The following is a 26,902-nucleotide window of genomic DNA, read 5'->3' as shown; positions in this document are numbered from 1 at the left end:
ATTGAAACAAGCACTGAAGTTTACCTGATCAAGGCAAAGCACTTGAAAAAGAATTTGAACAAATAAGTCGTACCGCAGGCATATTTTAGAATATGAAAGCGCCGCCACAATTCACTAGCAAATGTGGCGGCGCAAATTGAACGCTAAACTAGCAAAGTAAATCGGGCCTGACTAAGCCGCTTGTTTCAACAAAGTTGGGTAATCGGTATAACCCTTTTCAGCACCACCATAGAAAGTCGCACGGTCGGGCGTATTCAATTCAGCGCCGGTAGCAAAGCGTTCCACTAAATCTGCATTAGCGATATAGGGACGACCAAATGCGACCGCATCGGCCAAGCCACTGCAGATCAGCGCATCTGCTTCTTCCGCTGTATAGCCACCGCAGCAAATTAAAGTACCAGTAAATGCGGCACGCAATGCTAGACGGAATTCAGGGCTTAATTCTGCACCACCTACCCAATCCGGCTCCGCAATATGTAAATAGGCGATACCACGTTTGCTGAATTCTTTGGCCAAATACAGTGCACTTGCTTCCGCTTCGGTATCTGCAATGCCGTGGGCTACGAAATTCGGTGATAAACGAACGCCAACACGATCGGCACCCATTTCTGCAATCGCAGCATCTACCGCTTCTAACATCAGGCGCGCGCGATTTTCCAGGCTACCACCATAAGCATCCTCGCGTTGATTACTGTTGGTTGATAAGAATTGCTGCAACAAATAACCGTTCGCACCATGGACTTCCACAAAATCAAAACCTGCACGTTTTGCACGCAAGGCCGCCTGACGATACTGTGCGACCACACCAGGAATCTCGGCTAATTCCAAAGCACGTGGCTGCGAAGTTGGTGCATTCGTTGGTGTTCCATCTTCCAAAATCACAAAGGACTGGCTATTTTCTGCCGTAATGGCGGAAGCCGATACTGGCGCTGCGCCATTTTCTTGCAAGAGCGTATTGGAGATGCGTCCCACATGCCAGAGCTGCAAAGCGATACGTCCTTGTTTAGCATGAACGGCGTCCACAACCGATTTCCAACCTGCTTCTTGCGCATCGGTATAAATACCTGGCGTCCAAGCATAACCCTGACCTTGACGGGAAATTTGACTAGCCTCGGTCACGATCAAACCAGCCGTCGCTCTTTGCGCATAATATTCCACGTTCAAAGCATGAGGGACATCACCTGGTTGTGCTGCACGTGAGCGCGTCAAAGGCGCCATCATGACGCGATTATTCAGCTCGACAGAGCCGACTTTGACTGGGGATAATAATTTTTTCAACATCGCATTTTTCCTTTAATTAAAGCAAGTAACCAGATTAAATCCGAATGAATTAGACCGGTCGTCTAGTTTTGATTTCAAAAAAATGGGCTTCTGCCCACCTTCGTTATTACTGATTATTTGTTACTACTAATTCATTACTACTTATTTATTGCTACTTATTCAGCATTTCCTATTTATTACTACTTAAATCACACGACAAATTCTGCTTCTTCCGCACTATGTTGTCTCTGCATTTTGCGGTCATTGGCGTCTTAGTTCTATTCCTTGGCGCGGCGAACTTAAACACGTAATAAAATTTTTGTTTGTTGCATCGCCAACTCCATAGGCCGTATTTCCAAATGCACCTTACTCAATAAAGAAGCACCGACCCAAGTTGCATAAATAAATTCGGCCAGTTCAAGTGCATCGTGTTCTTGCAGTTGCCCTTCTGCTTGCGCCTCACGTAGTACCTCTGCAATCACTGTCGTAATACTTTGCATGCCCACCGTCAAAGCTTGACGCATAGGCTCGGACAGATCAGATACTTCCGCCGCCAACTTCACTGCAAGGCACAATTTATTACAAGCCGATAAACGCGCCTGCTCTAGCCAACCACCAAAATAAGCGATCAGACGCTCGCATGCCGGGCGTTCGTCTTCCTGCAGCGCACGGCGCAGGCGCAGCTGATAATCGGCAAAATATCGCTCTAGCATCGCCACACCAAAACCTTCCTTTGATTGGAAATAATGATAGAACGAGCCCTTCGGCACCGCTGCCGCGCCCAAAATCTCACTCAGACCTAGAGCTGAAAAACCTTTACCCAAGATCAGACTTTCCCCTGTAAGCAAAATGCGCTCGCGGGTATCTTGATGGACAGCTGTGGCAGGATGAGAAGTAGGCATGGGCGAATAATATTAGACCAGTCGTCTAGTGTCAAGTGCTTTTCTTATTCCGTACTCAAAAACCAGATTTACAAGCTAGATTCGCGAGCGATGGCATAGCTCCCACCTGCGCCACTTCCCGCATCAAAATTGAAGTCACTTCATCAATTCTATTTTTCAAACACTACAGATCAAAAATCAGCAGTCAATGACGCTTTTTACGATGAATCTATCTAAACAAACAAATCAAGCTTTCTTAGAAACTTCCGATACCCCTAGTGACAAACAAATCAATGCCGCCAGCCTAACAGCCAGCAGCACTGTCCTCGGTTTTTCTGCAAATTCCCAGACTTGTTTGTTGATGGCAGATGGCACTTCGCTCTGCCTCGTGCTTGCTTGCCTCTAGAGGTAGCACATTCCCTACGCCTGTGTCTGAAGAATAGATGCATTGTTCGTGAATGATCCCTAGCGGCAGATGAAGTCTACGATACCAAACACTATGACGGGATAAAGCCATGAAAATCGCCTCTTCAGATATTCAACTACAAGGCAATTACAACGCCAGCAAGCGCCTCGAAACGCAAGAAAAAATGCGCGTATGGATAGGCGATCAGCGTCCTGACTTTGAAGGCCGTCGTAATGACATCCCACAAAATCGTGCTCCGGCTCAGCTTGCACAGATCGATAATGTACAGCTTTCTGATGCCGCGAAAACAGCGCAAACGCAAGAAGCGCAGGCCATAGAAAACTTAGAAGATGAACTAGAAAATGATCCGCGCTATGCACTAATTAAGTATCTGGTTGAGTTACTCACCGGACGCAAAATAACGACCTTCAATCCCGGCGATATGAAATCGGGAGAAACCTGCGGCTGTCCGCCTGAAGTCGCGAATGCCAACACAAAGAATCAAGTAGAAAAGAGTGCGCCTCCTGAGCCTGCAGCAAGGCGTGCTGGCTGGGGCGTCGAGGTGGAAAGGCATTACGCCTACACTGAGAGCGAACAAAGTAACTTCCAAGCCAGCGGCACCATCACCACGGCAGATAATAAAAAAATTGACTTCAATCTCAGCTTTAACTTGCAACGCAGCTATCACGAAGAAAGCAGCGAGCAGATACGCCTCGGCGATGCCAAAAAAGTCGATCCCTTGGTGCTTAATTTTACTGGCAATAGTGCGCAACTCAGCTCACAAAAATTCTCTTTCGACCTGAATGCCGACGGTAAAAAAGAAAACATCTCCTTTGTGCAAGGCTCGGGTTTTCTGGCCTTCGACAAAAATGGCGACGGCAAAATTAACGATGGCACAGAATTATTTGGCCCCGGCACCGGCAATGGCTTCGCAGAGTTGGCGGCTTATGACAGCGACGGCAATCACTGGATAGATGAGAACGATGCCATTTACAAAAAACTGCAAGTGTGGACTAAGGATGGTAGTGGCAAAGACCAATTACAAAGTCTAAAGCAAGCCAATGTTGGTGCACTCTACTTAGGCAATGTCAGTACACCATTCGAACTTAAAAATTCTCACAATCAGAGCGATGGACAAATACGTTCATCTGGTCTATGGCTGACCGAAGATGGTCAGGCAAAGACGATGCAACAGGTGGATTTGGTGGTGTAGCTTCAATTAAATTCTTACAACACTAAATCTACAACAGCCTCACTGTCAGTGCCCCGATGCAGACTTAATTAAGCCATGGTTAGGAATGCATCAGGCACTGACAATCCAATTCCCCTCACCTCATATTGAGTGAAAAAACTGTTTCAAAGTCTGCACAAAGGATTCGGCATCATCATTATTGATATCCAGATGAGTCACCAGTCGCACCCGCTTTCCAGCAGAAATCAAGATGCCGCGCTCTCGTAAATAAGTACCTGCCCGCAAACCAATTTCTTGCGAGGCAAATTCTATGTAGAGCATGTTGGTATGCGCTGGCTCTACCTTCAGTTCAGGCATCTGACTTAAGGCCTGTTGTAACTTCATAGCCAAGTCATGATCTTGCGCCAAACGTTCAACATGATGATCTAATGCGTAATCAATTCCGGCCGCAATGATACCCGCCTGACGCATACCGCCGCCTACCATTTTGCGCCAACGACGCGCTGCCAAAATAAAATCACGCGGCCCACACAAAAGACTACCGATAGGTGCCCCCAGGCCTTTAGAACAACACACCGATACCGTATCAAATGGCGTGGTGATTTCACTCACTGGTATTTGCTGCGCCACTGCCGCATTGAATACGCGTGCGCCATCCAGATGAGCTGCCATCTGATGTGACCGGGCCAAAGCAATGGCCGACTGTAAATAGCTATTACTTAACACCTTACCTAAATGGGTATTCTCTAAACTCAATAAGCTAGAACGCGCGTAGTGCACGTCATCAGGTTTGATCACGGCTGCAATCTTATTCAAATCCAGGCTGCCATCGGCTTCTACTGCAACCGGTTGCGGTACGATGCTACCGAGGCTGGCGGCGCCGCCGGATTCATACAAATAGGTATGATAGTTTTGTCCGACGATGTATTCATCACCTCGACCGCAATGCGTGAGCAACGCAATCAAATTACTCTGGGTGCCACTAGGCACCAATAAAGCTGACTCTTTACCAGTGAGATGAGCCATCTTATCTTCCAGTGCATTCACACTAGGATCATCACCATAAACATCGTCGCCCACCTCAGCATTCGCCATTGCAGTACGCATTGCTGCGGTTGGGCGGGTGACGGTATCACTTCTAAAATCTATCATTATGAATAGCCTGGTTAAGTTGAAATCGGAACAAAATACGAATTAGAAATAAAAAAATAAGAGCATTTTAAAGAAATTTAGTTCCTCATTTAAAAAATGAAATCACACGCCACAAAAAAGCAACTGGGCTTAATTATTTGCACATTTTATTACTCAATCAGAAAGCGGGTATGACTATGCTGATTTCGGCATTCGATAAACGATAAATAAGCAAGACGGCCATGACTCAGTTCGCTACACTTGCCTAATTAGTCAACATTCATCCAACCTAGCATCCGGGGAATATCCGCCATGAACACTGCCATCAAGAAAATTCATATTATTGACTCCCATACCGGTGGCGAACCTACCCGTTTGATCGTGGATGGCGGCCCCGATCTAGGGAATGGTCCATTATCGGAACGCGTCGAGATATTTAGAGAAAAATTTGACCATCTGCGTAGCGCGGTCGTATGTGAACCACGCGGATCTGATGTCCTGGTCGGCGCCCTACTTTGCCAGCCGTATGATCCTTCTTGTTCAGTAGGTGTCATCTTTTTTAACAATGTCGGCTACCTCGGCATGTGTGGGCATGGCACCATAGGTCTGGTCGCCACCTTGGCTTATCAAGGTGTATTAAATGTCGGCAATCACAAAATTGATACCCCGGTAGGCGCGGTGGCAGTCGAGCTACACGAGGACCACAGCGTCACCGTACACAATGTGCCAGCGTATCGCGCCAAACATGCGGTCACAGTTGAAGTCGAAGGACATGGGCCAGTCACTGGTGACGTGGCTTGGGGCGGCAATTGGTTCTTTCTGGTCGCGGAGCATGGTCAAGACATGCGTCTGGCAAACATAGAGGCGCTGAGCAGTTTTGCCTGGCGCGTACGTGAAGCACTCAAGGCGACTGGGATTACGGGCGACAATGGCGGAGAAATCGATCACATAGAATTATTCGCGCCTGCCTCAGCCCCCGAAAATGACAGTCAAAATTTTGTACTCTGCCCGGGCAAGGCCTACGACCGCTCGCCGTGCGGCACAGGCACTAGCGCAAAACTGGCTTGCCTCGCGGCAGATGGCAAACTCAAAGAAGGTGAAATCTGGCGTCAGGAAAGCATCATAGGCAGCGTGTTTGAAGGCAGCTTCCAGCACAGCCAAGAGACTGGGAAAATTCACCCCACTTTACGCGGCACGGCATTCGTCAATGCGGAAGCCACTTTACTACTCGATGAGCGCGACCCCTTCGTGTATGGCATACGTTAAGGATGTCCGGCAATGACTAAACAAGAATCCTACGACGTCATCATCATTGGTGGCGGCATCATAGGCTGCGCCTGCGCTGCCGCGCTCGCCCAAGCGGGCCTCAAACTGTGCTTGATCGAACCCGGCACTATAGGCGGTGGAGCCACAGCTGCGGGCATGGGACATCTGGTGGTGATGGATGACAATCCGGCAGAACTAGCACTGAGCAGTTATTCACTGGCATTGTGGCGCGAACTGGTGACTGATGATGTAAGTCTATCCAGCAAGCACGAATACAGCCAATGCGGAACGATTTGGGTCGCTGCCGATGAAGAAGAAATGGAAGCAGCACGAGCTAAACTCAATATCCTGCAAGCCCATGATATCGCCTGCGAACTACTCAGCGCAGCGCAATTGCATCAACTAGAACCAGAATTACGCGCAGGATTAGCAGGCGGTTTGTTAGTCAAGCAAGACGCCTTGGTCTACCCTCCCAAGAGCGCACAGATTCTACTCGATATCGCGCTAACAGCCAGACCGGGCAATGCCATACGTCATCGTGGCAGCGTCAGCGAACTGATAGAGGGTGGTGTTGTTTTATCCGATGGCAGTCAACTGTTTGCCACGCATGTGATCGTCGCCAATGGTATCGCCTCAAGACAATTAATTGACGACCTGCCTTTGCGCTACAAAAAAGGTCATCTCTTGATTACTGATCGCTATCCCAATTTCATCCGACATCAATTGGTGGAATTAGGCTACATCAAAAGCGCTCACGCTTCGGATGGAGACTCGGTTGCCTTTAATTTGCAACCGCGCCCAACGGGGCAAGTGTTCATAGGTTCATCGCGCCAATTTGACGTTACACACAAAGAAATCGACACCGGTATTCTCAGTAAAATGTTAGCGCAAGCGACTAGCTATGTGCCAGCTCTTGAACATCTGAAAGCCATACGCGCCTGGACAGGATTTCGTGCGGCAACGCCTGACGGCTTGCCGTATATAGGCCCTCATCCTAGTCGCAAAAATGTATGGATGGCGACCGGGCACGAGGGCTTGGGCATTACGACTTCTATGGCCACTGCTGAAATTTTAAAAGATCAAATCTGTCAACAAGTTAGCAAAATTGAGGTTAAATCTTATTGGCCATCACGAGATTTACAGCAACACTAATCTACGATTAAAAGACACGAAGTGAACATGAAATCACCTACCCAAAACAATACAGACAAAATTGGCATCAGCATCAACGGTCAATCACATCAGGTAGAGCCCGGCATCAGCGTTGCAGCAGCGCTAGCGATCTGTGAAGTGTTCTGCACACGTCAGTCAGTCACCGGTATGGCGCGCGCCCCAGTGTGTGGAATGGGTGTGTGTCAGGAATGTCGTGTGACAATTAATGGCCAGCCTCATCAGTTAGCTTGTCAAACACTGTGTAGTATCGATATGCAAATCTTGACTGGAGCACTGGCATGAATATCAAGATAAGCACAGACTTACTCATCATCGGTGCCGGCCCAGCGGGTCTGGCAGCCGCTGCTGCTGCCGCAGAGTCCGGCCTACAGATAGACATCATAGATGACAATTTTATGTCCGGCGGACAGATTTGGCGCGGTGGAGCGCAAACACAAAGCGATTCAAGAGCCCTCGCCTTATGGAACACACTGAACAATTGTGATCATGTGCGTTTTCATTTCCAATCCAAAGTAATACACGCCTGCCATAACAACGATGCAATTGAAATCATCGTTGAAACTCAAGGCACATTTAACACACCCAGCGAAGCGCAAACATTTTCCGCAAAAAAAATCATACTGTGTACCGGCGCCCGCGAACTCTTACTGCCCTTCCCTGGCTGGACACTAGCCGGTGTCACCGGCGCAGGTGGCTTACAAGCTTTGTCTAAAGCCGGCTACCCTGTTGCGGGCAAACGTGTGATCGTCGCAGGAACAGGTCCTTTATTATTGGCCGTGGCTGCCAGCCTGATAGAACGTGGCGCTGAAGTTACGCATATTCTAGAGCAGGCTAAATTTGGCCAACTTAGCCGATTCGCCCTGGGTTTACTGGCCACCCCCAGCAAAATCTCGCAAGCAATAAAGTTAGGCCGTAGTTTGAAAGAAGTGATCTATCACGCTGATAGTTATGTGCTGAGCGCACAAAAGCAAGTGCAATCTGATTTATCAAATCCACCCCAGGAACAAGTTGGTAGCGCGACCGTATCGATACTCGGTGACATTCAAGAGATCCCCTGCGACTTGCTGGCCTGCGGTTATGGATTGATTCCCAACATCGATCTCGCTGCTGCCTTAAATTGCGAGCTTAAAGATCTGGACAACTATGAAAAAGTCGTCGTAAACGAATGGCAGGCTAGCTCACAAGAGCATGTCTACTGCGCGGGTGAAGGCACAGGCATAGGCGGTGTTGATCTGGCACTTACTGAAGGACACATCGCAGGTTATGCAGCTAGCGGACAACATACTAAAGCGCAAAGCTATTTCAAAGAACGCAAAAAATGGCTAGCCTTTGCGGGACGTTTGCATCGTAGTTTTGCACTGCGCCCCGAGCTGAAACAACTATGCGTCGCCGACACCATCGTATGTCGCTGTGAAGATGTCAGCTATCAAGAATTAAGAAAACAGTCCGACTGGCGTGATGCCAAATTACATACCCGCTGCGGCATGGGAGCCTGCCAGGGTCGAATCTGCGGTGCAGCGAATCGGTTTTTATTTTCCTGGGAAAGAGACGCTGGAAGATTGCCTTTGAGTTCAGCCAGGATTAGTAGTTTGCAGAGTTCAGTTGATTCATAGTGAAACAATTAGTGAATCAATTTCGGACTCTGTGATGTACTTTGGCTTGGTCATTGATTCGATTTAAATGATTCAAAATAATTTAGCCACAGGAATCACAAAGCCACTAAACAAAGTGTAATCCGGTGCGCCTTTATTTAAGCCTTTCACCACACCAAAATCGATCGTCAAACGATTATGCGGACTATAGGTCAGTGCTAGCAAAGTCTGCGCGGTGCTGCTACTACCTTTTCGTAGGGTACCGCTCATTTCGCCTGTGATGCCCCATTTATCATTGATCGGTGTTGAAAAAGAAGCTGACCAGGCTTTTTGTATTGAGGCGCTACCCGCTTCAACCGAGCCTAAGTGGGTCAAGTTGAAATTCAAATCCATATGCACCGCATCGAGATCACGGCTGTAAATTCCATTGATTACAAAATCATTTTTGCCGCTGCCGATACTTGTTTTTGCCGTGGCGATTTTACTGCCAAATTCAAGACCCAAAGCACTGCCATCCTCGTTCAAAAAAGCGCGTTTCAAAACCAGATTCAAATCACCAAAACCACGTTGTGTGGCTGCGCCATCAATACGATTTACCACTTGCGCTTCGCCACCAAATAACAGGCCCCACTCTTTGCTAAATGCCAGCTTAAATAAATACGGCAAGCTATCGCGACGCACATCATCTTGCTTGACACGTAGCAAGCCCAACTCAAATTCTAACTGTCCCGTTAAAGGCAATAATGCGGGGCTTGACACTGAGGGTCGATAAGGAGAAACCGCATCGGAATTTTCTTGCGCATGTGCGCTTGCACTCACTAAAGTAGCAACTACAGTAGCAACTAAAGTAGTAACTAAAGCGCCAACAAAGACATTAAACAAGGCGCCTCGATCTAAGAAGAGATTTTTATTCGTTGGCATTCTTTCCCTTTCGGAATGAGGAAATTAGTCGGTGCAACAGGTCACTTCAACCGCTCATTTTTTGTGCTTAGGACAGACCCAAGTTGCCACCACAGCATACACCAAACCCTGAACCGGATCTTGCAAACTAGATGGGGTGATACTCACAAAACCAACATCGCGCAACAGATTTTCCACTTCATTTGCTTCGTACAAAGTGTAGCCATTTACGCGGCCTAGCCAAAATACGAGCTAAAAAAAAGCGCCCCAAGCAAGTTGATGGGCGCTCACACTATTGAGATGAAGATTTTTGCAACAGGTGTTTTCTAGTGTTTTTCCCAAGGGTGAAAATTACTATATCGGAAACGCTTATGTAGCCATCTTTAGAATGAAACAAGGCTTACCAGCATATAAATGATCTGCAATCCTTTCTACTTACTTGGGTTTACACCTAAGTTCCAACTCAAAATATTCAATCAAAATCAAACAGCTCAGACAGAAAACCTTCTTTTTTCTTCTTATGATAAGCATGGGGCTGTTGCTGATGCCCGTAAGTAGATTGATGCCTCTGCTGTTGTGGATACGACTGTGTTTGTTGCTGAGGATAAGATTGCGCCTGAGCCTGCACAGGACTTCTCTGTTCTACATTCGGCGCGGGAGTCGCAACACCAGAGCGTTCTATAATCTTATCCAGTTCGCCGCGATCCAACCAAACACCGCGACATTGCGGACAATAATCAATCTCTATGCCCTGCCGCTCCGACATCATTAAACTAGCATTTTCACATACTGGACATTTCATAATCACTCTCTCTTGAATACATGGTTTAATTTCAATTGAAACCTCAATCAGCATGCTTCACGAATAAGCAAACCACCAAAGTAACTTTTACCTTCCCTGATGACTTGCACATGCCGGCAGCATTTTATGCGTTTTGCGAAGTAAATAATTGTCGTCTGTACGGTAAAAATTTTAGAGATTTACCGTATCAACTATCTATCACAATGACGCCCGAAACCTTAAGCGCCCGGGTCTTCGCAAAGACCCTGATCAAAAGATATTTGTATTCTTGAGTCTGTATCTCTTCTTCCACTGAACAAGCAGAAGAAGAGTTTCCAATCACTAAGACAATCTAAGACAATCTAAGCAAAATCACTGCCCCAATTTCTTAGGCATAGGCGGCGCCACGCGTAACTTAATGTCACGGTAAGTTTTCAATCTCTCCGTCACGTCTTTTATTGCGGCGTCGAGTTGCGGATCCCGACCTTGATTGACTTCGAGTGGATCGAGATCAACATCAATATCAGGTGCGACACCTTCATTTTCTACTCGCCATTCATTGTCCGGCGTGAAGAAACGGAAGAACGGCACTACCAGATTACCACCATCAATTAAGTTAGGATTAGCGGAAATACCGATCAGGCCACCCCAAGTCCGCTTACCTATCAGTGTGCCCAATTTGAGACGTTTGAACGAGTAAGGCAAAAAGTCGCCGCCTGAGCCTGCGTCTTGATCAATCAGCATCGCCTTAGGACCATAGATGGCTGCACCTGGCGTTTCGTAGATCATGCCGTCACGATCTTTCCAACCGGCCAGATATTGGCGACTGAGCACGTCCGTGATGTAGTTGGCAGCTTGCCCACCCCCGTTACGACGTTCATCGACAATCAAGGCTGATTTTTCGGCTTGGGCGTAAAACATGCGATTGAAATATTGATAGCCTTCACCGCCGGTATTGGGCAAATAAACGTAGGCGACTTTGCCGTCTGTTTTCTTTTGCACATAGTCGCGATTTTTTTCTATCCAATGCCATTGACGCAAATCAGCTTCATTCGCAATCGGCTGCACGATGACTTGGTGGGTTACTTTGCTAGCGAGGTCACGCATGATAGTAAGACTGACTTGTTTGCCGACTTTGTTTTCCATCAAGGCATGCAAGTTATTTTTTGCATCGACGTTTTTACCATCAATCGCGACTAAATAATCCCCCTCTTTCACATCCAGACCCGGTATCGCCAAAGGTGCAGGCGAGAATGGACTCCAACGGTCGCCTTTAAAAATTGTCTTGATGCGTACATGACCATTTTCAAAACTAAAATCTGCACCTAGTAAGCCAACGGGCACCGGCGTTTCTTGATGAATATCGCCGCCACCAACGCGGTTATGACCGACCTGCAATTCACCTATCATTTCGACCAGTAGCTCGTTCAAATCTTCACGTCTCTGCAAGTTTTTAAGTAAGGCATGGTAACGCTTATAGATACCATCCCAATCTATGCCGTGCAAATTTCCATCGTAGAAAAATTCTTTTTGCATCCACCAGGTTTCATTAAAAATCTGCTCCCACTCAGCACGGGGATCGACGCGCATTTTGAGCCCAGCCAAGCTGATAGGTTTAGGATCAATTTTTTCCGCTGCATCAGCGATTTCTAATTTGGCGCCTGTCGACTGCAGTAAGAGTTTTTTACCATCCGCACTCAGGCTGTATTCGGCGATGCCAGCTTTGACTAATTTGGCTTTTTTCTCTTCCAAATTAAAGCGCATCAAATTCGCATTATTGCCGTTGCGTTCTGCCGGAGGATCATTACTGACGCCCGGTTGTGGGCGCTCCAGAAAAAATAAAGCACCATCGGAAGCGACCGACAAAGCACCGTTGTTACGCTCAGCGATGGGTAAAGGGACGATACGCTGCTGTATGCCAGCCAGATCGACCTTAACTGCTTTGGTGGGCTTATTAACTTCGTCTTTTTTTGCATCCGCTACGACGCTAGCTTCTGGTTTTTTATCGCCGTCGGACTTGCTGTCTTTTTTGTCGTCCTTTTTATCGTCTTTCTTGCTGTCTTCATCGCCCGATTTTGGTAGCAAAGGCGACTTGCCGTCGGCCGCTAATACCACCGCATAGATTCCGTTCCGCAATGGTCGCTCCTGACTCGACATGTCGAGGCCCACGTGGGTAGGACCTGCATTGGTAGATGCGGTGAAATAGAGGTAATCGCTAGGAGCAAACGCAGGATTGTCCGCATCGCTTAAACCATCCGTAATGGTGCTACTCTTAGCGCTGTTGAAATCATATAATTTCACTTGTGAAAAGTGATTAGCACCAGCCACTGTATACGCCAACCAGCGACTATCACTGGAAAACGAAGTCGCAAAATTCGAACGACGCGCGCTTTCATCTATCTTGCTGATTTTTCCTTGCGCCAAATTTACGGCAAAGAGTTGCAAATGATTGTCCTGAAAAATAATCATCTGGCTATTCGGTGACCATTCGAGCAAAGTGAAATAACCGGCTTTACCAAGCGCTATCGTTTTGCCTGCATCACTCGCTGTTTGATCACGGATAATGATTTTATGTTCTATGCCCGCATCGGAAATATAAGCGATGTGTTTTCCATCTGGACTCCAGATCGCATCTTTTTCACGCACGCCCGCAGTCTCAGTCAAATTGCGTATCGAACCATCTTTAACAGGCACCGTGAAGACTTCACCGCGCGCAGTCACAACGACACGTTTGCCGGTAGGTGACAAGCTGGCAGAAGTGACATTGCCCGTTGCATCTTTCCATTGCGGACGCAACTGATTTGCCTGACCGGTTTGTGCGCTCAAATCGACTGATATGGTTTTGGTTTTACCGGTCGCGGTATCGAATTCTTTCAAGACGCCGCCCGCTTCATACACTATGGTTTTGTCGTAGGCGCTCATACTACGAATATCCCATACCGTCTCTTTACTTAACTGCTTCACCGCTTTGCTCTTGCGGTTATAGCTGAATAAATTGGCCGCACCGTCATTTCTATCGGAGATGAAATACACATCATCGCCTATCCAAACAGGCGATTTGTCAGTGGCATTTTCATGCGGGATTTTTTCTAGTTTCTTGCCATTGATATCGATAATCCAAATCGGTGGCGTGGTGCCACCGCGATGTTGACGCCAGCCACTGCTACCTGCATAAGCTTGAGGAAATGGGCGATACGCCAATAACTTCCCGTCGCCGGACCAATTGCCTTCGAACGCAATCGCATCCATCACCTTATTTTCAAAGCCACCCTCAACCGAAACTTCATACAAATGTGTACTACGACTCACCGCAATTTCACGACCTGAAGAAAACATCACTCGCTTGCTATCGGTACTCCACCCAACGACCACATCGGCACCCGGATGCCAGGTCAAGCGTCGCGCCTCACCGCCACCTGCAGGCATGACATAGACGTCGGTATTGCGATCATAGGAAGCCGAGAATGCCAGCCATTTGCCATCGGGCGAAAAAATGGGGGCAAATTCTGCTGCAGGATGTTGGGTCAGGCGTTGTGGATTTTTACCATCACGATCAGCCAACCAGATATCACCGCCGTACACAAAAGCAAGATGGTCACGTGATACCGTTGGTTGTCGTAGCAACTGCGTATCCGCATAGGCAGCAGGTAGAGCAAAGCAAGCACTGAGTAATAGGCTGATAGTAGTTTTTTGGGTGAGGGAAGAAATTTGCACAGACATCTCCTTATAAGAAAGTCAAAACGTACAACACGGGGGGTAGCGATACATCATGCTGCGAGGAGCACAAAAAAAGCAGCATCAAACCTGGTAGGCTGATGACACTTTAGCAGAGATTTTTCGCAGAGCGTGTTGATATAATATTTTTAAAATACCAATTAGACAATTTCACAATTTGATGGAAATCGAAACTCCGACTTAAACAGCAAGCAATGAACTTCACAAGTAAAAATCTGTCTAAGTGGGGCAAAAAAAACCCTTCAATAACCAACCTTCACAATGGGATTCATAATGAGAACAACACTGCGCTTATTAAGTTTAGCCGCCAGCATTGCCAGCATAGGCATGGCCACTACCGCGATAGCTCAAGAAAACCTGCCCTATCAAAAACCGCCGCAATCTATTTTGGAACTAGCCGATGTTGTGCGTGCACCAGCGGTTAGTATGGATTCAAAAAAACAAATGATGCTGCTGACCTATCGCAGCACCTTTAAAACTTTAGCCGAATTAAATCAGTCAGAATTGCGTTTGGGTGGCCTGCGTATCAACCCCATTACCAATATTTCCAGCTCGACCAACTACATCAATAATTTGAAAGTCCGCAAAGTCAGCGGCGGCGAGGAACAACAAGTCAAAGGCTTACCAAAAGATCCTTTGATCGCCAATATCAGTTGGTCGCCGAACGAAAAGAAAATCGCTTTCACCCATACCACTGACAAGGGCGTGGAATTGTGGGTGATCGACGTTGCGACCGCACAGGCAAAAAAAATCAGCGGCGCGAATATCAATGCCAATCTGGATAGTCCCTTTATCTGGTTTAAAGACAGCGACAACCTGTTAGTTAAATTCTTACCCAAAAATCGCGCCCCCCTGTTGGACGCTAGTAAAGACTTACCGACAGGCGCGATTATTTCCAATGCAGATGGTAAAGCGGCACAAAACCGTACTTACCCAGATTTGCTCAAGAATCGCAACGACGAAATCAATTTTGAAAATATCGCCAGTTCAGAGTTACATAAAGTGAATGTGAATGGCACCAGCAGTTTATGGAAAAAAGCCGAAATGTTTGCCGGAGAGAGTTTTTCTCCTGACGGCAAACTCATCATGATCACCAGCATACAAAAGCCCTTTTCCTATGTCGTTCCAGTTAGCCGCTTTCCTAGCAAAACCGTGGTCATGGATTTGACGGGTAAAGTGATTAAGACGGTCAATGAAGTGCCTTTGACCGAAATTATTCCTAAAGGTTTTAGTGCAGTACGTGAAGGCAAACGCAGTATGAACTGGCGTGCTGATAAACCAGCCAGCTTGTCCTATGTCGTCGCTTTAGACGGTGGCGATCCTGCGAAAAAAGTCGATTTCCGTGATGAGGTATTCCAATGGGATGCGCCATTTGATCAAGCGCCAAAATCGCTGGTAAAAACGGCGCAACGTTTTGGCAGTATTGTATGGGGCAATGATAAATTGGCCGTCATCAGCGATAACTGGTATGACACACGTAACGAAAAAACCTATTTTTTCAATCCATCCAATCCTGCAGAAACTCCACGTTTGGTATTTGACCGCAATTCACAAGATTTATATGCTAATCCTGGTCGCTTCGAAACTAAGCGCAATCAATACGACAGGCGCGTACTGGCTATCGAAGATAACAAAGCCTACTTAATCGGCGCAGGTCATACCAAGAAAGGTCAATTCCCATTTATCGATGCGATGAATGTCGATAGCTTAGAAAAGACCCGCGTTTATCAATCGACATACACCGACAAAATCGAAAACATCCAATCGATTGAAGATTTTGCTAAAGGTGATGTATTGGTGCAGATTCAGTCTAAAACGGATTACCCTAACTTCTACTTCCGCAATATCAAAGATGCCAAGTTAACACCAATTACGCAATTTAAAAATCCGTATGAAGGTTTGAAAAACGTCTCCAAAGAAGTCATCAAATACCAACGTAAAGATGGCGTGCAATTATCTGGCACGCTATATTTACCAGCAGGCTACGACAAGACCAAGAAGGAGAAATTACCGCTCCTGATCTGGGCTTATCCCGCAGAATTTAAAGATAAAGATTCCGCGGGTCAAAGTACGCACAACCCAAATGCGTTCACCGCACCTAGCTATGGTTCTTTCATCTATTGGGCAACTCGTGGTTATGCGGTCTTGGATGACGCCGCCTTCCCTATCATAGGCGAAGGTAAAACGGAACCGAATGATAATTTTGTACCGCAATTGGTCGACAATGCAGAAGCTGCGATTGATGCAGTCGATGCACTTGGCTATATCGACAGGAAAAAAGTCGCTGTCGGTGGTCATTCTTACGGTGCATTTATGACGGCCAATTTATTGACCTACTCTAAATTATTCGCCTGTGGTATCGCACGTAGCGGCGCTTACAACCGAACCTTGACACCATTTGGTTTCCAAAGTGAACAACGCAATTATTGGGAAACACCTGAGGTCTATACCAAGATGTCGCCGTTCATGAATGCAGACAAAATGAAAACGCCGATCTTGTTAGTACACGGTGAAGCCGACAATAATCCAGGCACCTTCACACTGCAAACCGAACGCTACTTCCAGGCTTTAAAAGGCTTGGGCGCGCCAGCTCGCATGGTGATCTTACCGAAAGAAAGTCATGGCTATGCTGCACGTGAAAATATCTTGCATCTATTATGGGAACAAGATCAATTTTTGGAAAAATGCTTGAAAAAATAAGACGCAGCTGATCGCTTTAGAATAAAAAATCCCAGTGCAAACACACTGGGATTTTTTTTTGCAATTGAAAACCCAGTGTTCAACTATTTCGCTACGCGTATTCCCAATTTCTCTGGCGTCACACCAACTATTGCTTCGCACTGGCCGATGACCACATGACGTGAGCCGTCGCACACAAATACATGATGAAATCCGTTAGGTGTGCGTTGCGGATCTCGAAAGATATAAATCTCGCCATCACCCGTGCCCTTCTTATCATCAAAAATGCGATTGAGTAAGTTGATGGGCAATTTACTCAAGCTTCTGGCACTCATTTTTTTATTCAATGCTTCCGTCTTGCCGTAATTCACCTCACGTGTGACATGATTGCGAAAAGCATGAATCATTAAAAAAGTCGGTGCATTATCATTGTTTTTTAAGAGCGTACGATTTTCGCCCAACAAGAACGCAGCAGCACAGGCCGAAGCACAATAGCCGCGCGCCTCCGTGTTTAAGTGATTACGATTAATCAAAGCCTCAACCTGATCAACGATCATGCCAGCGGCAGCACCGGCGCCGGGTGAATCTTCAAATTGCAGTGTATTAAACCGCCCTTTATGTTCACGCAAAGCATTTTCTATCATTGCGATACTGACCAGATCCAATTCACCACGCAAGACCAGCCGGGTATCGTCGCTCACAAAGCGAAATGACTTCAGCGCCAAAATGAGCGCAACAACAAGAATAAGGAGAAGCTCGGCTTTAATAACTTGCCAGGGAATAGGCGTTTTCTGCAATTGAAATTCTCTACATCAAATAAAAATGGACTTTACTATTATCGCCAGATTGAGGAAACCTCTGCGGTCAGGCTCTACAAAAGGAATACTGTCGATATTATGCGATTGAATCTGTGCTTACTTAAGCTTTCATAGACACTTCACACCATTTTTTACTATCCAGCGTCAGAAATTCACTGAAAATGTGTGGAAAAAATACGGAATCACAAAAAAAACGATCATTTCTTAAAAAAATTTGGATCGCACCAATTCAGCCCAAACACCGAACAAGCTTGTTGAATTCCTCGCAAATCGGCTGTTTTTTGCACCGTCGCGGTGATTCAATCCAACCATTTCCAGACCTTCGCGCACCAAGAAAATGCATGCTTAGCATTATGTTTTTTGCGAATAATAGACATACGAAATCACAATTTTGACTGCGCACTTCAAGCACGTATATTGGACTCCAGAGACAAAGGAAAAACAGAGTTAGCAATTTCCAGATAAAGGAAATGCCGCACCGCAGCTCTGCCTCAGTCGAGTTTTTTTAATTCACTTTGCAACTTAAATGGAGGTTTTATGTACGCCAACTCTCGCCTTATCGCCACTATCGTGGGCTCACTGTTATCACTGGCATGCTTATCCGCAAGCGCAGATGAAACCAGTAACGTTCTCAAAATGAATGCCTGCGAGATGCCTGAATACGATGCACAAATGCTGCGTAAAGAAGAAAAAGGCCAAGTTAAGTTACGTTTTTCTACTGATGCAAGCGGTAAAGTCACAGAAGCAAAAATAGAAGAATCCAGCGGTTTCGCCAACCTCGATAAAGCATCATTAAGTGCCTTGAAAAACTGCCAATTCGACGCCAAAAAATCGGCAAACATTGTGAACAAACCATCGCATGTGATTGCATTTACCTGGGCCATCAAATAAACCCAACATTCAATCTCATGCAGAGGTCGACCTAAACCGATCACTCATATCAGACATAAAAAATGGTGCGGCAAAAAAATTGCCGCACCATTTTTCTTTTCTTTTATAGAGGCTATTTCTTGAAAGGTGAACGCCAGTTTGCGATCCATTCCGACATTGCCGCTGCAGGCATGGGGCGCGCGATGCCGTAACCTTGTGCCAACTCACATCCTATTGATAGCAGCATGTCGCCATGCGCAACGGTCTCAACGCCTTCGGCAATCACCCTACGATGAAAAGCCTGTGCAAGTCCAATGACGCCCTTAATAATCGTCAGGTCGCCTTCGTCTTCCAACATATCGCGTACAAAACTTTGATCGATTTTTAGCATCTCGGCGGGTAAGCGTTTCAAATAACGCAGAGAGGAATAACCAGTACCAAAATCATCCAAAGCAAAGCTGACACCCAAGGCCTGACATGCATGAATTACTTGAGAGATCTGTTCGATATCATCTAAGGCACTGGTCTCTAAAATTTCCAGCTCCAACATAGAATAAATCGACTGCGGGAAATGGGCGATCTGTTGTTGCAAACGTTGAGTAAAATCCACTTGCTGCAATTGCAAAGCACCGACATTGACGCTCACCGGAATACGCAAACCGCGTTGCTGCCACTGCGCCATTTGTTCCAAAGCGGTTGCAATCACCCATGCACCAATCTCTATGCTGAACAAATGATTTTCTACCGTCGGCAAAAAACTCGCAGGTGCCAACAAACCCTTAACCGGGTGCTGCCAACGTATCAGCGCCTCCGCACCGATGATGTCGCCGGTAAGCATATTCACTTTGGGTTGATAGAATAAAACAAATTCTTGATTGAATAGCGCCTGACGGATCTGGCTTAAGTCGTCTCTTTGAATTTTGACCGCGGCATCATGTTCCACATCAAATAAATGGAAACAGTTTTTGCCCGCTTGTTTCGATAAATACATAGCCTGATCGGCGTGTCGCAACAATTGCTCTGCATCGACGCCATCCTGTGGATACAAAGTCACGCCTATACTCGCAGAAACCTGTAGCTGCGCGCCATGTAAATCTACTGGTTCGGATGCTGCCCCGAGCAAACGTGCTAGCACAGGTTCACAGTCTTTACTTTGATCTAGATCGGTCAAAATCGCAACGAATTCGTCTCCACCTAAGCGTGCCAAAGTATCGCCTTCGCGTAGCGAAGTACGCAAACGCGCCGCGATCTCAATCAACAGTTGATCACCAACACTATGACCATACACATCGTTGATCGCTTTAAATCCATCAAGATCTAAAAAGGCCACAGCAAGACAATTGTTCCGCCGCTGACATTGCGCCATTGCTTGCTGCATACGATCTGCTAGCAAAACCCGATTTGGCAGATGCGTCAAAGCATCGTAATGCGCTATATGCTCCAGCAAACCATTAGATCGCTCTAGTTCTACATAGGCGTGCTTAAGTGCCAGCTGCGCTGCTTTTTGTTGGGTAATATCTTGAAAAATTCCTGTCAACCGTACGGCTTTGCCTTCATGTAGCGTCACATGACAAGTTGTACGGACATCGATCTTTCGACCTGAGACTGTGAATTTTTCTAACTCGAGATCGTAACCTTCGCCAGTTTCTATGGCGGCCTCCAAGGCCCGACTAATTATGGCTCTGGATTCAGGTAAAAAATAACTCAGACCCGCATCTAAAGAAGGGTTAAATTCGTCAGGACTAGTATCATGAATACGGTAAGTTTCTTCAGTCCAAATCAAATTTCTAGTTTTCAGATCGATTTCCCAACCACCGATTTTTGCTATGGTTTGGCACTGTGCCAGCAATTGCTGCGAGGTTTGCAAGGCCTGTTCGATTTGCTTGCGTTCTGTGATGTCTTGAGCTGTTCCACATAAAGCGACCACCACACCGTGTTCATTCGTAATAGCTTCATTTTTGGACTCTACCCAAAGGATTTGGCCACTTGCGAGAGGATAACGAAAATCAAGTTGATATCTGCCTTTGACATGAGCATGCGCGTTGGGATCGCAGATTGCGCTGAATTTATCGCGATCATCTGGATGTACCCTGGCGCACAAAGTATCAGAATCAGGGGGAGGCTTAGTGGGATCGAATTCAAAAATGCGATACATCTCTGCCGACCATATGGCTTGATTCGTCAACAAATCACGACGCCAACTGCCAATTTTTGCGCTGGCCTGCGCCGCTGCCAAATTTCGCTCACTGTCTTTCAATTCAATTTCATTTTGCTTGCTGCTAGACACATCAGTACTACTACCAAACCACTGCAAGATTTGACCATGCTGATCACGAACTGGGATCGCGAGACCGAGATGCCAGCGAAACTCGCCGTCACCACGACGTAGACGAAAGTTAACTTCATAGGGCACGCCTGTCTCTACGGAAATACGCCACAGTACTTCCGTACTGGCCAAGTCATCTGCATGCACCAGGTGTTTCCATGAGGAGCCGAGAATCTGTTCTGCAGTTACGCCAAAGTACTCCGTGGTACGCTGATTCACAAAAGTTAGTTGGCCTGCAGGATCTGCCGTCCAGATTTGTTGGGGGATGGTTTCTATCAACGAACGCAGGCGTTGCTCGCTCTCGAATAATGCCTGCTCAATATTTTTCTTCTTGGTGATATCACGCGCAATCGCAAACATCGCAATCACCTCACCATGTTCATCAAACACAGGACTTGCACGTAAATCAAGATACAAAGTTTGGCCCGCAAGATTGAGTAATCGGCATTCAAGGCTGACTGATTCACCATTAAATACTTCCTCGCACAAATGCAGGAAATCCTCGCGATACTGAGCAACAAAGAAATCCTCAAGTGCTTTAGATTGCAGGTTTAGCAAGTCTTTCGCGGCAAACAGGGTCAATCCCATTTGATTCATGTGCGATAAGCCAGTTCTGCCATAAACCAGTTTTATACATTCGGGAAAATAATTATACCGATCATGATCATCGACTAATGCGGCAAATCGCCGATCTGCGTCATTGTGGCTAGTACGTATGTCATGAAGAATATTCATCTGCTAGCAGTAGGAAAATTGAGAAGCCTGTGTTGTGGCAAATCTGGCACTTTGGCTAGATATCCACCTCGCCAAAAATGAAATCACTATACCAATAAACAATCTTAGTTTCGATGCTTTTTTAATGTTGAGTTAAAACTTACTCAAAAATTTATTTCAAAAAAGAAGCATGCGCCAAAAATTGGGAACTTCCGACGCACGCCATTGATTTATTTGCCATTTTTAATTGATGGCTGTATCAATCAGTTTTTTATGGTTTAGCGAGAACACTACTTTTCTGTAAGTATTTTTGTTGATACTTTTCAGTCAATCTCGATTGTTTAGTTGAACCATCGACCACCCTGCCTTGAATATAAATTTGCTCTACTTTACTCGCGGTTTCCAAAGGGTCGCCATTCGTAATGAAGAAGTTCGCCAACTTACCTGCTTCCAGTGAGCCCAGACGATCCGCCACACCCAAGATTTGCGCCGGATACAAAGTGATCGCTTTTAAAGCTTCATTCGGATCTAAACCGAAAGTAGCGGCGACCGCGGCCTCGTAAGGCAAATTACGCTCATTAGGCGCGTCATCGTCGGTGCCAGCGCGCGCGATACAAAATGGCACGCCAGCTTGTGACAACTTGGCCGCCACGCTGAAATAAGCATCATAGTCGGCACCACGACGCATAGGTAATTTATGAATACCCGTGACGATGACCGGTACCTGACGCTGCTTCAAAACATCGGCCAACACGGGCGCATCGGCACCACCCACGATGACTAATTTCAACTGATAACGTTGGGCAAAATTCAAAGCAAAACGAATTTGACTCACGTCTTGCGCATGAATAAATACGGGGCGCTTACCAGCCAACGCTGGTAGCATCGCTTCCCAACGTACATCAATCTGAGTACCGTCGTTTTGCGCACGTGCATCGCGATAGGCCAATGCCGCATCGAAGGCCTCTTCCAGCATTTTTAAGCGCTGCGCACTCGCTTTACGAATTTCTTCGAGACGTGAATCTAAAGGCGCAGGAAATAATTCTGGATTAAAGCGCAGCATAGGCAAATTAATGTGCAAACCCACTTCCGCTTGCACTGCCATTTCTTCCCAAGTCCAACCATCCATTTGTATCAAGGCAGAAGTGCCGTTGATTAAACCAGCAGGTGAATTCGGTACACTCAAGGTCGCCAAAACGCCATTCGCACGTGCCGTCGTAATGAGCTCGCTATCGGGATTCACTGCCACCAAAGCACGTGCGTTAGGATTAATCGCACCTGCTTCAGCGTAATCCAAGGTCGCACGCACAGACTGTACCTCGGCCAAACCCATCACGGTATTGGCGGCAATCATGCCTGGGTAAATGTGTTTGCCACTGACATCAATTACTTGTGCATTAGCTGGTACATTGATCTGACTACCCAGCGCAACGATACGGCCTTTGTCGACCAGCATACTGCCATTGACGATGTTTTCACCGCTGACAGTGTGTAAAGTCGCGCCTTTAAATACTAGGGGTATTTTTTGCGCCGCGGCTGGAACATTATCGGATGCAATTGAGAGATCGGCGAGACCCAGCATACCGGTAGCGGACAAGATCGTGAGGCCAAATAATTTGGCAATCGTGGCTTGCAAATTAATTTTTTTATTCATTATAGAAACCGAATTTTTAGAGAAATTTGAGGAGTTTTTTGGGGATAATGCGGACATTATTCTTCTCCTGTACATTCGTGTTCTTCTGCACCGTTCCAATAGCCGGTACGATGCTTGCTGACCATGTGCATCCAATGCTGCAATTCTAAATAGGCACGATTGGCTTCTAACATTTCAGCAGCAGATTTTGGTGCACTTACTTTCTCTGTCACCGCATCTTTTGCTCTGGTATTATTCGGCGCGGCGGGCGTACGGCTTGCGATCACACTGCTCGCAATACGTTGGCGTTCTTCTTGCGCCTCCTTACGTAAACGTGCGTCACTGGCCAAATCGAAATAGCGTTGTCCTTCTATCCAAGTTTGTTCCGCACGACTAAATGTCGATAAAGGACTGGTATTCCAGATCACAAAGTCGGCATCTTTTCCTACTTCCAGAGAACCTGTTCTGTGATCGATATGCAATTGCTTCGCTGGATTTAAGGTGACGAATTTAAGCGCCTCCGTTTCGGACAGACCACCATACTTCACGGCCTTAGCCGCTTCTGTATTTAAGTGACGTGCCAACTCATCACTGTCAGAATTAAAGCTGGTGACCACGCCTGCCTGATGCATCAAGGCACCATTAAATGGCACTGAATCAATCACCTCCATCTTGTAACCCCACCAGTCAGAGAAAGTAGAGCCACCAGCACCTAAGGCGGCGATTTCATCAGCCACTTTATAGCCTTCCATCACATGCTGGAAGGTACCTATCATCAAATTAAACTCTTTGGCAAAGCGGGCAAACATCAAAATTTCATCTTGACGATAGGAGTGAATATGGATCATACGTTTGCGATCCAGCAGTTCAACCAAGGTATCTAACTGCAAATCACGGCGCGGCTCTATCATGCTATTCGGTGCTTTGCGCCATGCCTCACGTTCTTCTTTATAAGCACGTGCAGCGAGGAAAGCACTACGCAGGATTTGCTCCACACCCATCCGTGTTTGTGGATATCGACCCGTTGCTTCATTGCCCCAATTGGATTGTTTGACATTCTCACCCAAGGCAAATTTAATTCCCGGAAAAGCACCGTCTAATTTCAGGCCTTCCGCATCAGAACCCCAACGCATTTTAATCACCTGATTTTGACCGCCTATAGTATTCGCTGAGCCATGCAAGACATTCGCAGTCGTCACACCGCCAGCTAATTGACGATAGATATTGATACTACTGGCATCAATAATGTCACCCACGCGAACTTCCGCGGTAATGGAACTAGTGCCTTCATTAATACCTTGCATCATCGCAGTATGGGAGTGCGCGTCTATAATGCCAGGACTGAGGTGTTTGCCAGTTGCATCGATGACTTCGGCATTGGCGGGCACTTTTAGATTTTGACCGATAGCACTGATCTTGCCATCAACGACCAACATATCAGACTGCTCTAATTTACCTGCTTTAGCGCTGGTCCAAATTGTGGCGTTCTTTATCAACAAAGCGGATGGGCGAGCGCTAATCACAGATGCATAGGGACCAGCAGGATACATATTTTTCCAGCTCGCTGGCATTTTCTCAGGTTTGACAGGCGTGTTATCAGCAAGCGCCGCTTTACTACGAGTGGCGGCCCACAATACCGCTTTGCCCTGCCCTTGTTGTACGGTGCCACTTAAGCTATCACCTCGACCATCGGCAATAATCACCGTATCGCCATAGCGAGCCAGCAACTGATTATCACGCAGACTCAATTCTACGTTGACGCCATCTATGGTTAGTGCAGGTTTTATAGCAGTGCCTGTAATATTCCAAGTCTGTGTTTTGCCGCCGGCATTCACCTCCCAGCTACCACGCAATTCGAAACGATTATAGTTTTCGGTAACGAAGGGTTTGCCATCGACGAAGGTGATTTCGATATTCGCTTTATCGTCATTGAACATATCGCCGCTGGCAATGACGATATTAGCCATATGACCTGGCGTTAAAGTGCCCAAGCGTTTCTGTTCACCCAATAGTTTAGCTGGTGTCGTCGTCAAGCCCGCCAATGCCTGCTCAACTGGTAAACCGCGACGTATCGCTTGACGTAGGCGCGTCCAGAAATCTTTCTTGGGATCTTTCAATCCTGCCGCTGTGATCGCAAATTCAACGCCGGCTTTATCGAGCATCGCCAAATTCGAAGGCGCTTGTTCCCAATGTTGCATCGCTTCCAAAGAAGTATCTAATGCCATGTCCGGATTCTCGACTTCTGGGGCATTCGGATACAATAAAGGCACAATCACCGGCATGCCGCCGGCTTTCAAATGATTGGTGCGACGATATTCAAAGCCATTGCCTTGCAAAATCACACGCAATTTAAACTCATCACGTAGCTTGGCCACGCGTTGATAAGCCTGCTCATTGTCAGTAGCGTAAATCACTGGCTGGCGCCCCGCCAATACCGGTTTCAAAGCCTCTAGGGATTCATTGACTTGCGGACGTTCTTGCTTTAATTTTGAGTCGCTAGCGCGTTGATACCATTGCGCATCGTAAAAAGTCTGACGCACTTGCGCGATTACGCCCATCAAAGAACTTGGATAACTACTGCCACGCCCCATTTCTAATTCATTCGCCATATGCTGGGCGACACGAGTATTCAAAACCAGTGACTTCGCATTATCAGCACCATTCAAGTTCAACAGCGCACTTTGTCCGCGGAAGATACCTGACGACGGTGTCGCCAATACCGTAGTAAAGCCTAATTCTCGTACCGCCTTTGCTTCATCCGCACGCAGCTCCAATTGATTCGCCACGTCTTGTTCCGGACGAACACGGGCATTCTCGCTGGCCAGCGCCCGGCCATTCACGACGCGCGGCACGGTCACACGAGGTGCTGCGCCTGGCACAGCTGGTGCCGCCACTGGCGCTGCCAACAAGCCTGCCGGTACACCGAGGCTACTCGCCATATCGATAAAGCCAGGATAGATAGTGCGGCCGTCCAACTTCCAAACCTTAGCACCGGCTGGCACTGTAATATTTGAACCTGCAGATACGATCACACCATCACGTATCACCACGGTGCCATTCTCGACCACCTTGCCGGGCGCTATCACCAAACGCGCTCCCGTCAACGCATGCCAACGCGGATTATTTTCACGCAAACCCTCGACGCGAGCGGTAGCGACTTGGGCCTGGGCGCAAGCGGAAGCGAGACTAATGGAACTGACGATAAATATGGCAAAGGGTTTAAGACGCCAACGAACTTGCATAGATACTCCTCTGAGTGGGATTTAACTTTAAAGATCTGATTACTGATAGCCGCAATAAGGTGAATTACAACAAGCTAGTTAAGCACAAGTATAGCCAGCAGGTGTCAGTATTTTTCAAAAACGAATTTAATTACTTCGTTATAATGCAAAGACATTTTTTTCTTAGAATCTATACAACAGCCAAATAAGAGAAAGCACTTGGACAAGGCAATGCGGAAATAATTCCCTATGTCTGTCGATTGACACCATTTAATTCGAAGTAAGGAAACGGCCTCAAGGACCATTTTTTGCGATAGTTTAAGG

19 protein-coding genes are annotated in these 26,902 nt (G+C 46.8%); 8 read left to right on the top strand and 11 right to left on the bottom strand.

From position 1 onward, the window contains the following. Positions 1–171 precede the first annotated feature (171 nt). Entirely contained in the window at positions 172–1,281 is a 1,110-nt protein-coding gene (locus AC1RR2_RS12850; RefSeq protein ID WP_493222659.1) for an alkene reductase, read from the bottom strand. A gap of 278 nt (positions 1,282–1,559) precedes the next feature. After that, positions 1,560–2,162 carry a TetR/AcrR family transcriptional regulator gene (locus AC1RR2_RS12845; RefSeq protein ID WP_493222658.1) on the bottom strand — a complete coding sequence of 201 codons (603 nt, stop codon included), beginning with the start codon at positions 2,160–2,162 and terminating at the stop codon, positions 1,560–1,562. A 202-nt stretch (positions 2,163–2,364) separates the two neighbouring features. On the opposite strand from AC1RR2_RS12845, the gene AC1RR2_RS12840 reads away from it, so the two are divergent. Together AC1RR2_RS12840 and AC1RR2_RS12835 are read left to right on the top strand one after the other, a co-directional pair. Continuing rightward, positions 2,365–2,547: a hypothetical protein gene (locus AC1RR2_RS12840; protein WP_493222657.1), complete on the top strand. Its 183-nt coding sequence runs from the start codon at positions 2,365–2,367 to the stop codon at positions 2,545–2,547. A 109-nt stretch (positions 2,548–2,656) separates the two neighbouring features. After that, on the top strand, positions 2,657–3,760 hold the full coding sequence (locus AC1RR2_RS12835) for an SPM autocatalytic domain-containing protein (protein ID WP_493222656.1): 1,104 nt from the start codon (positions 2,657–2,659) through the stop codon (positions 3,758–3,760). Positions 3,761–3,880: 120 nt separating this feature from the next. On the opposite strand, the gene ltaE is transcribed toward AC1RR2_RS12835, so the two are convergent. Then, positions 3,881–4,891: a low-specificity L-threonine aldolase gene (ltaE, locus tag AC1RR2_RS12830; RefSeq protein WP_493222655.1), complete on the bottom strand. Its 1,011-nt coding sequence runs from the start codon at positions 4,889–4,891 to the stop codon at positions 3,881–3,883. A gap of 291 nt (positions 4,892–5,182) precedes the next feature. On the opposite strand from ltaE, the gene AC1RR2_RS12825 reads away from it, so the two are divergent. The 4 genes from AC1RR2_RS12825 to AC1RR2_RS12810 are packed head-to-tail and all read left to right on the top strand — an operon-like array spanning position 5,183 to position 8,922. Further along, positions 5,183–6,136: a 4-hydroxyproline epimerase gene (locus tag AC1RR2_RS12825; RefSeq protein WP_493222654.1), complete on the top strand. Its 954-nt coding sequence runs from the start codon at positions 5,183–5,185 to the stop codon at positions 6,134–6,136. 12 nt (positions 6,137–6,148) lie between these two features. Continuing rightward, on the top strand, positions 6,149–7,288 hold the full coding sequence (locus AC1RR2_RS12820; RefSeq protein WP_493222653.1) for an NAD(P)/FAD-dependent oxidoreductase: 1,140 nt from the start codon (positions 6,149–6,151) through the stop codon (positions 7,286–7,288). 27 nt (positions 7,289–7,315) lie between these two features. Beyond that, positions 7,316–7,591, top strand: coding sequence for a 2Fe-2S iron-sulfur cluster-binding protein (locus tag AC1RR2_RS12815; protein WP_493222652.1), 276 nt, complete (start codon positions 7,316–7,318; stop codon positions 7,589–7,591). Next, on the top strand, positions 7,588–8,922 hold the full coding sequence (locus tag AC1RR2_RS12810; RefSeq protein ID WP_493222651.1) for an FAD-dependent oxidoreductase: 1,335 nt from the start codon (positions 7,588–7,590) through the stop codon (positions 8,920–8,922). The genes AC1RR2_RS12815 and AC1RR2_RS12810 overlap by 4 nt, the downstream gene beginning before the upstream one ends. A gap of 72 nt (positions 8,923–8,994) precedes the next feature. On the opposite strand, the gene AC1RR2_RS12805 is transcribed toward AC1RR2_RS12810, so the two are convergent. The 4 genes from AC1RR2_RS12805 to AC1RR2_RS12790 all read right to left on the bottom strand — a co-directional run bounded on the left by AC1RR2_RS12805 (position 8,995) and on the right by AC1RR2_RS12790 (position 14,296). Continuing rightward, a complete protein-coding gene (locus AC1RR2_RS12805; RefSeq protein ID WP_493222650.1) occupies positions 8,995–9,822 on the bottom strand; it encodes a transporter in 828 nt (275 codons plus the stop codon). Between the two features lie 54 nt (positions 9,823–9,876). After that, the gene (locus AC1RR2_RS12800; protein WP_493222649.1) at positions 9,877–10,017 is read right to left on the bottom strand and encodes a hypothetical protein; all 141 of its coding nucleotides are present in this window, start codon (positions 10,015–10,017) and stop codon (positions 9,877–9,879) included. Positions 10,018–10,273: 256 nt separating this feature from the next. Continuing rightward, the gene (locus AC1RR2_RS12795) at positions 10,274–10,603 is read right to left on the bottom strand and encodes a TFIIB-type zinc ribbon-containing protein (RefSeq protein WP_493222648.1); all 330 of its coding nucleotides are present in this window, start codon (positions 10,601–10,603) and stop codon (positions 10,274–10,276) included. A 351-nt stretch (positions 10,604–10,954) separates the two neighbouring features. Beyond that, positions 10,955–14,296, bottom strand: a complete 3,342-nt coding sequence (locus AC1RR2_RS12790) for a S41 family peptidase (protein WP_493222647.1) — start codon at positions 14,294–14,296, stop codon at positions 10,955–10,957. Positions 14,297–14,590: 294 nt separating this feature from the next. On the opposite strand from AC1RR2_RS12790, the gene AC1RR2_RS12785 reads away from it, so the two are divergent. Beyond that, complete coding sequence (locus AC1RR2_RS12785; protein ID WP_493222646.1) at positions 14,591–17,017, top strand: S9 family peptidase; 2,427 nt, start codon at positions 14,591–14,593, stop codon at positions 17,015–17,017. An 83-nt stretch (positions 17,018–17,100) separates the two neighbouring features. On the opposite strand, the gene AC1RR2_RS12780 is transcribed toward AC1RR2_RS12785, so the two are convergent. After that, on the bottom strand, positions 17,101–17,697 hold the full coding sequence (locus AC1RR2_RS12780; protein WP_493222645.1) for a hypothetical protein: 597 nt from the start codon (positions 17,695–17,697) through the stop codon (positions 17,101–17,103). A 654-nt stretch (positions 17,698–18,351) separates the two neighbouring features. Here AC1RR2_RS12780 and AC1RR2_RS12775 point away from each other — a divergent pair. Next, complete coding sequence (locus tag AC1RR2_RS12775) at positions 18,352–18,705, top strand: energy transducer TonB family protein (RefSeq protein WP_493222644.1); 354 nt, start codon at positions 18,352–18,354, stop codon at positions 18,703–18,705. A 112-nt stretch (positions 18,706–18,817) separates the two neighbouring features. Here AC1RR2_RS12775 and AC1RR2_RS12770 read toward each other — a convergent pair whose 3' ends face one another. The 3 genes from AC1RR2_RS12770 to AC1RR2_RS12760 all read right to left on the bottom strand — a co-directional run bounded on the left by AC1RR2_RS12770 (position 18,818) and on the right by AC1RR2_RS12760 (position 26,599). Further along, entirely contained in the window at positions 18,818–21,745 is a 2,928-nt protein-coding gene (locus tag AC1RR2_RS12770) for an EAL domain-containing protein (RefSeq protein ID WP_493222643.1), read from the bottom strand. 250 nt (positions 21,746–21,995) lie between these two features. Next, positions 21,996–23,378 (bottom strand): amidohydrolase family protein, encoded by a 1,383-nt coding sequence (locus AC1RR2_RS12765; RefSeq protein WP_493222642.1) that lies wholly within the window; start codon positions 23,376–23,378, stop codon positions 21,996–21,998. 56 nt (positions 23,379–23,434) lie between these two features. Beyond that, positions 23,435–26,599 (bottom strand): amidohydrolase family protein, encoded by a 3,165-nt coding sequence (locus AC1RR2_RS12760; protein ID WP_493222641.1) that lies wholly within the window; start codon positions 26,597–26,599, stop codon positions 23,435–23,437. Positions 26,600–26,902 lie beyond the last annotated feature (303 nt).

This window comes from Undibacterium sp. GW821-FHT11H02 (assembly GCF_058808015.1).
The sequence above is the reverse complement of the archived record's forward strand: the minus strand, read 5'-3'. Positions and strand labels throughout refer to the sequence as shown.

Excerpts from the sequence above, each read along its gene's own strand:
- AC1RR2_RS12850 (WP_493222659.1), bottom strand. The coding sequence starts at position 1,281 with ATGTTGAAAAAATTATTATCCCCAGTCAAAGTCGGCTCTGTCGAGCTG.
- AC1RR2_RS12845 (WP_493222658.1), bottom strand. The coding sequence starts at position 2,162 with ATGCCTACTTCTCATCCTGCCACAGCTGTCCATCAAGATACCCGCGAG.
- AC1RR2_RS12840 (WP_493222657.1), top strand. The coding sequence starts at position 2,365 with ATGAATCTATCTAAACAAACAAATCAAGCTTTCTTAGAAACTTCCGAT.
- AC1RR2_RS12835 (WP_493222656.1), top strand. The coding sequence starts at position 2,657 with ATGAAAATCGCCTCTTCAGATATTCAACTACAAGGCAATTACAACGCC.
- ltaE (WP_493222655.1), bottom strand. The coding sequence starts at position 4,891 with ATGATAGATTTTAGAAGTGATACCGTCACCCGCCCAACCGCAGCAATG.
- AC1RR2_RS12825 (WP_493222654.1), top strand. The coding sequence starts at position 5,183 with ATGAACACTGCCATCAAGAAAATTCATATTATTGACTCCCATACCGGT.
- AC1RR2_RS12820 (WP_493222653.1), top strand. The coding sequence starts at position 6,149 with ATGACTAAACAAGAATCCTACGACGTCATCATCATTGGTGGCGGCATC.
- AC1RR2_RS12815 (WP_493222652.1), top strand. The coding sequence starts at position 7,316 with ATGAAATCACCTACCCAAAACAATACAGACAAAATTGGCATCAGCATC.
- AC1RR2_RS12810 (WP_493222651.1), top strand. The coding sequence starts at position 7,588 with ATGAATATCAAGATAAGCACAGACTTACTCATCATCGGTGCCGGCCCA.
- AC1RR2_RS12805 (WP_493222650.1), bottom strand. The coding sequence starts at position 9,822 with ATGCCAACGAATAAAAATCTCTTCTTAGATCGAGGCGCCTTGTTTAAT.
- AC1RR2_RS12795 (WP_493222648.1), bottom strand. The coding sequence starts at position 10,603 with ATGAAATGTCCAGTATGTGAAAATGCTAGTTTAATGATGTCGGAGCGG.
- AC1RR2_RS12785 (WP_493222646.1), top strand. The coding sequence starts at position 14,591 with ATGAGAACAACACTGCGCTTATTAAGTTTAGCCGCCAGCATTGCCAGC.
- AC1RR2_RS12775 (WP_493222644.1), top strand. The coding sequence starts at position 18,352 with ATGTACGCCAACTCTCGCCTTATCGCCACTATCGTGGGCTCACTGTTA.
- AC1RR2_RS12770 (WP_493222643.1), bottom strand. The coding sequence starts at position 21,745 with ATGAATATTCTTCATGACATACGTACTAGCCACAATGACGCAGATCGG.
- AC1RR2_RS12765 (WP_493222642.1), bottom strand. The coding sequence starts at position 23,378 with ATGAATAAAAAAATTAATTTGCAAGCCACGATTGCCAAATTATTTGGC.
- AC1RR2_RS12760 (WP_493222641.1), bottom strand. The coding sequence starts at position 26,599 with ATGCAAGTTCGTTGGCGTCTTAAACCCTTTGCCATATTTATCGTCAGT.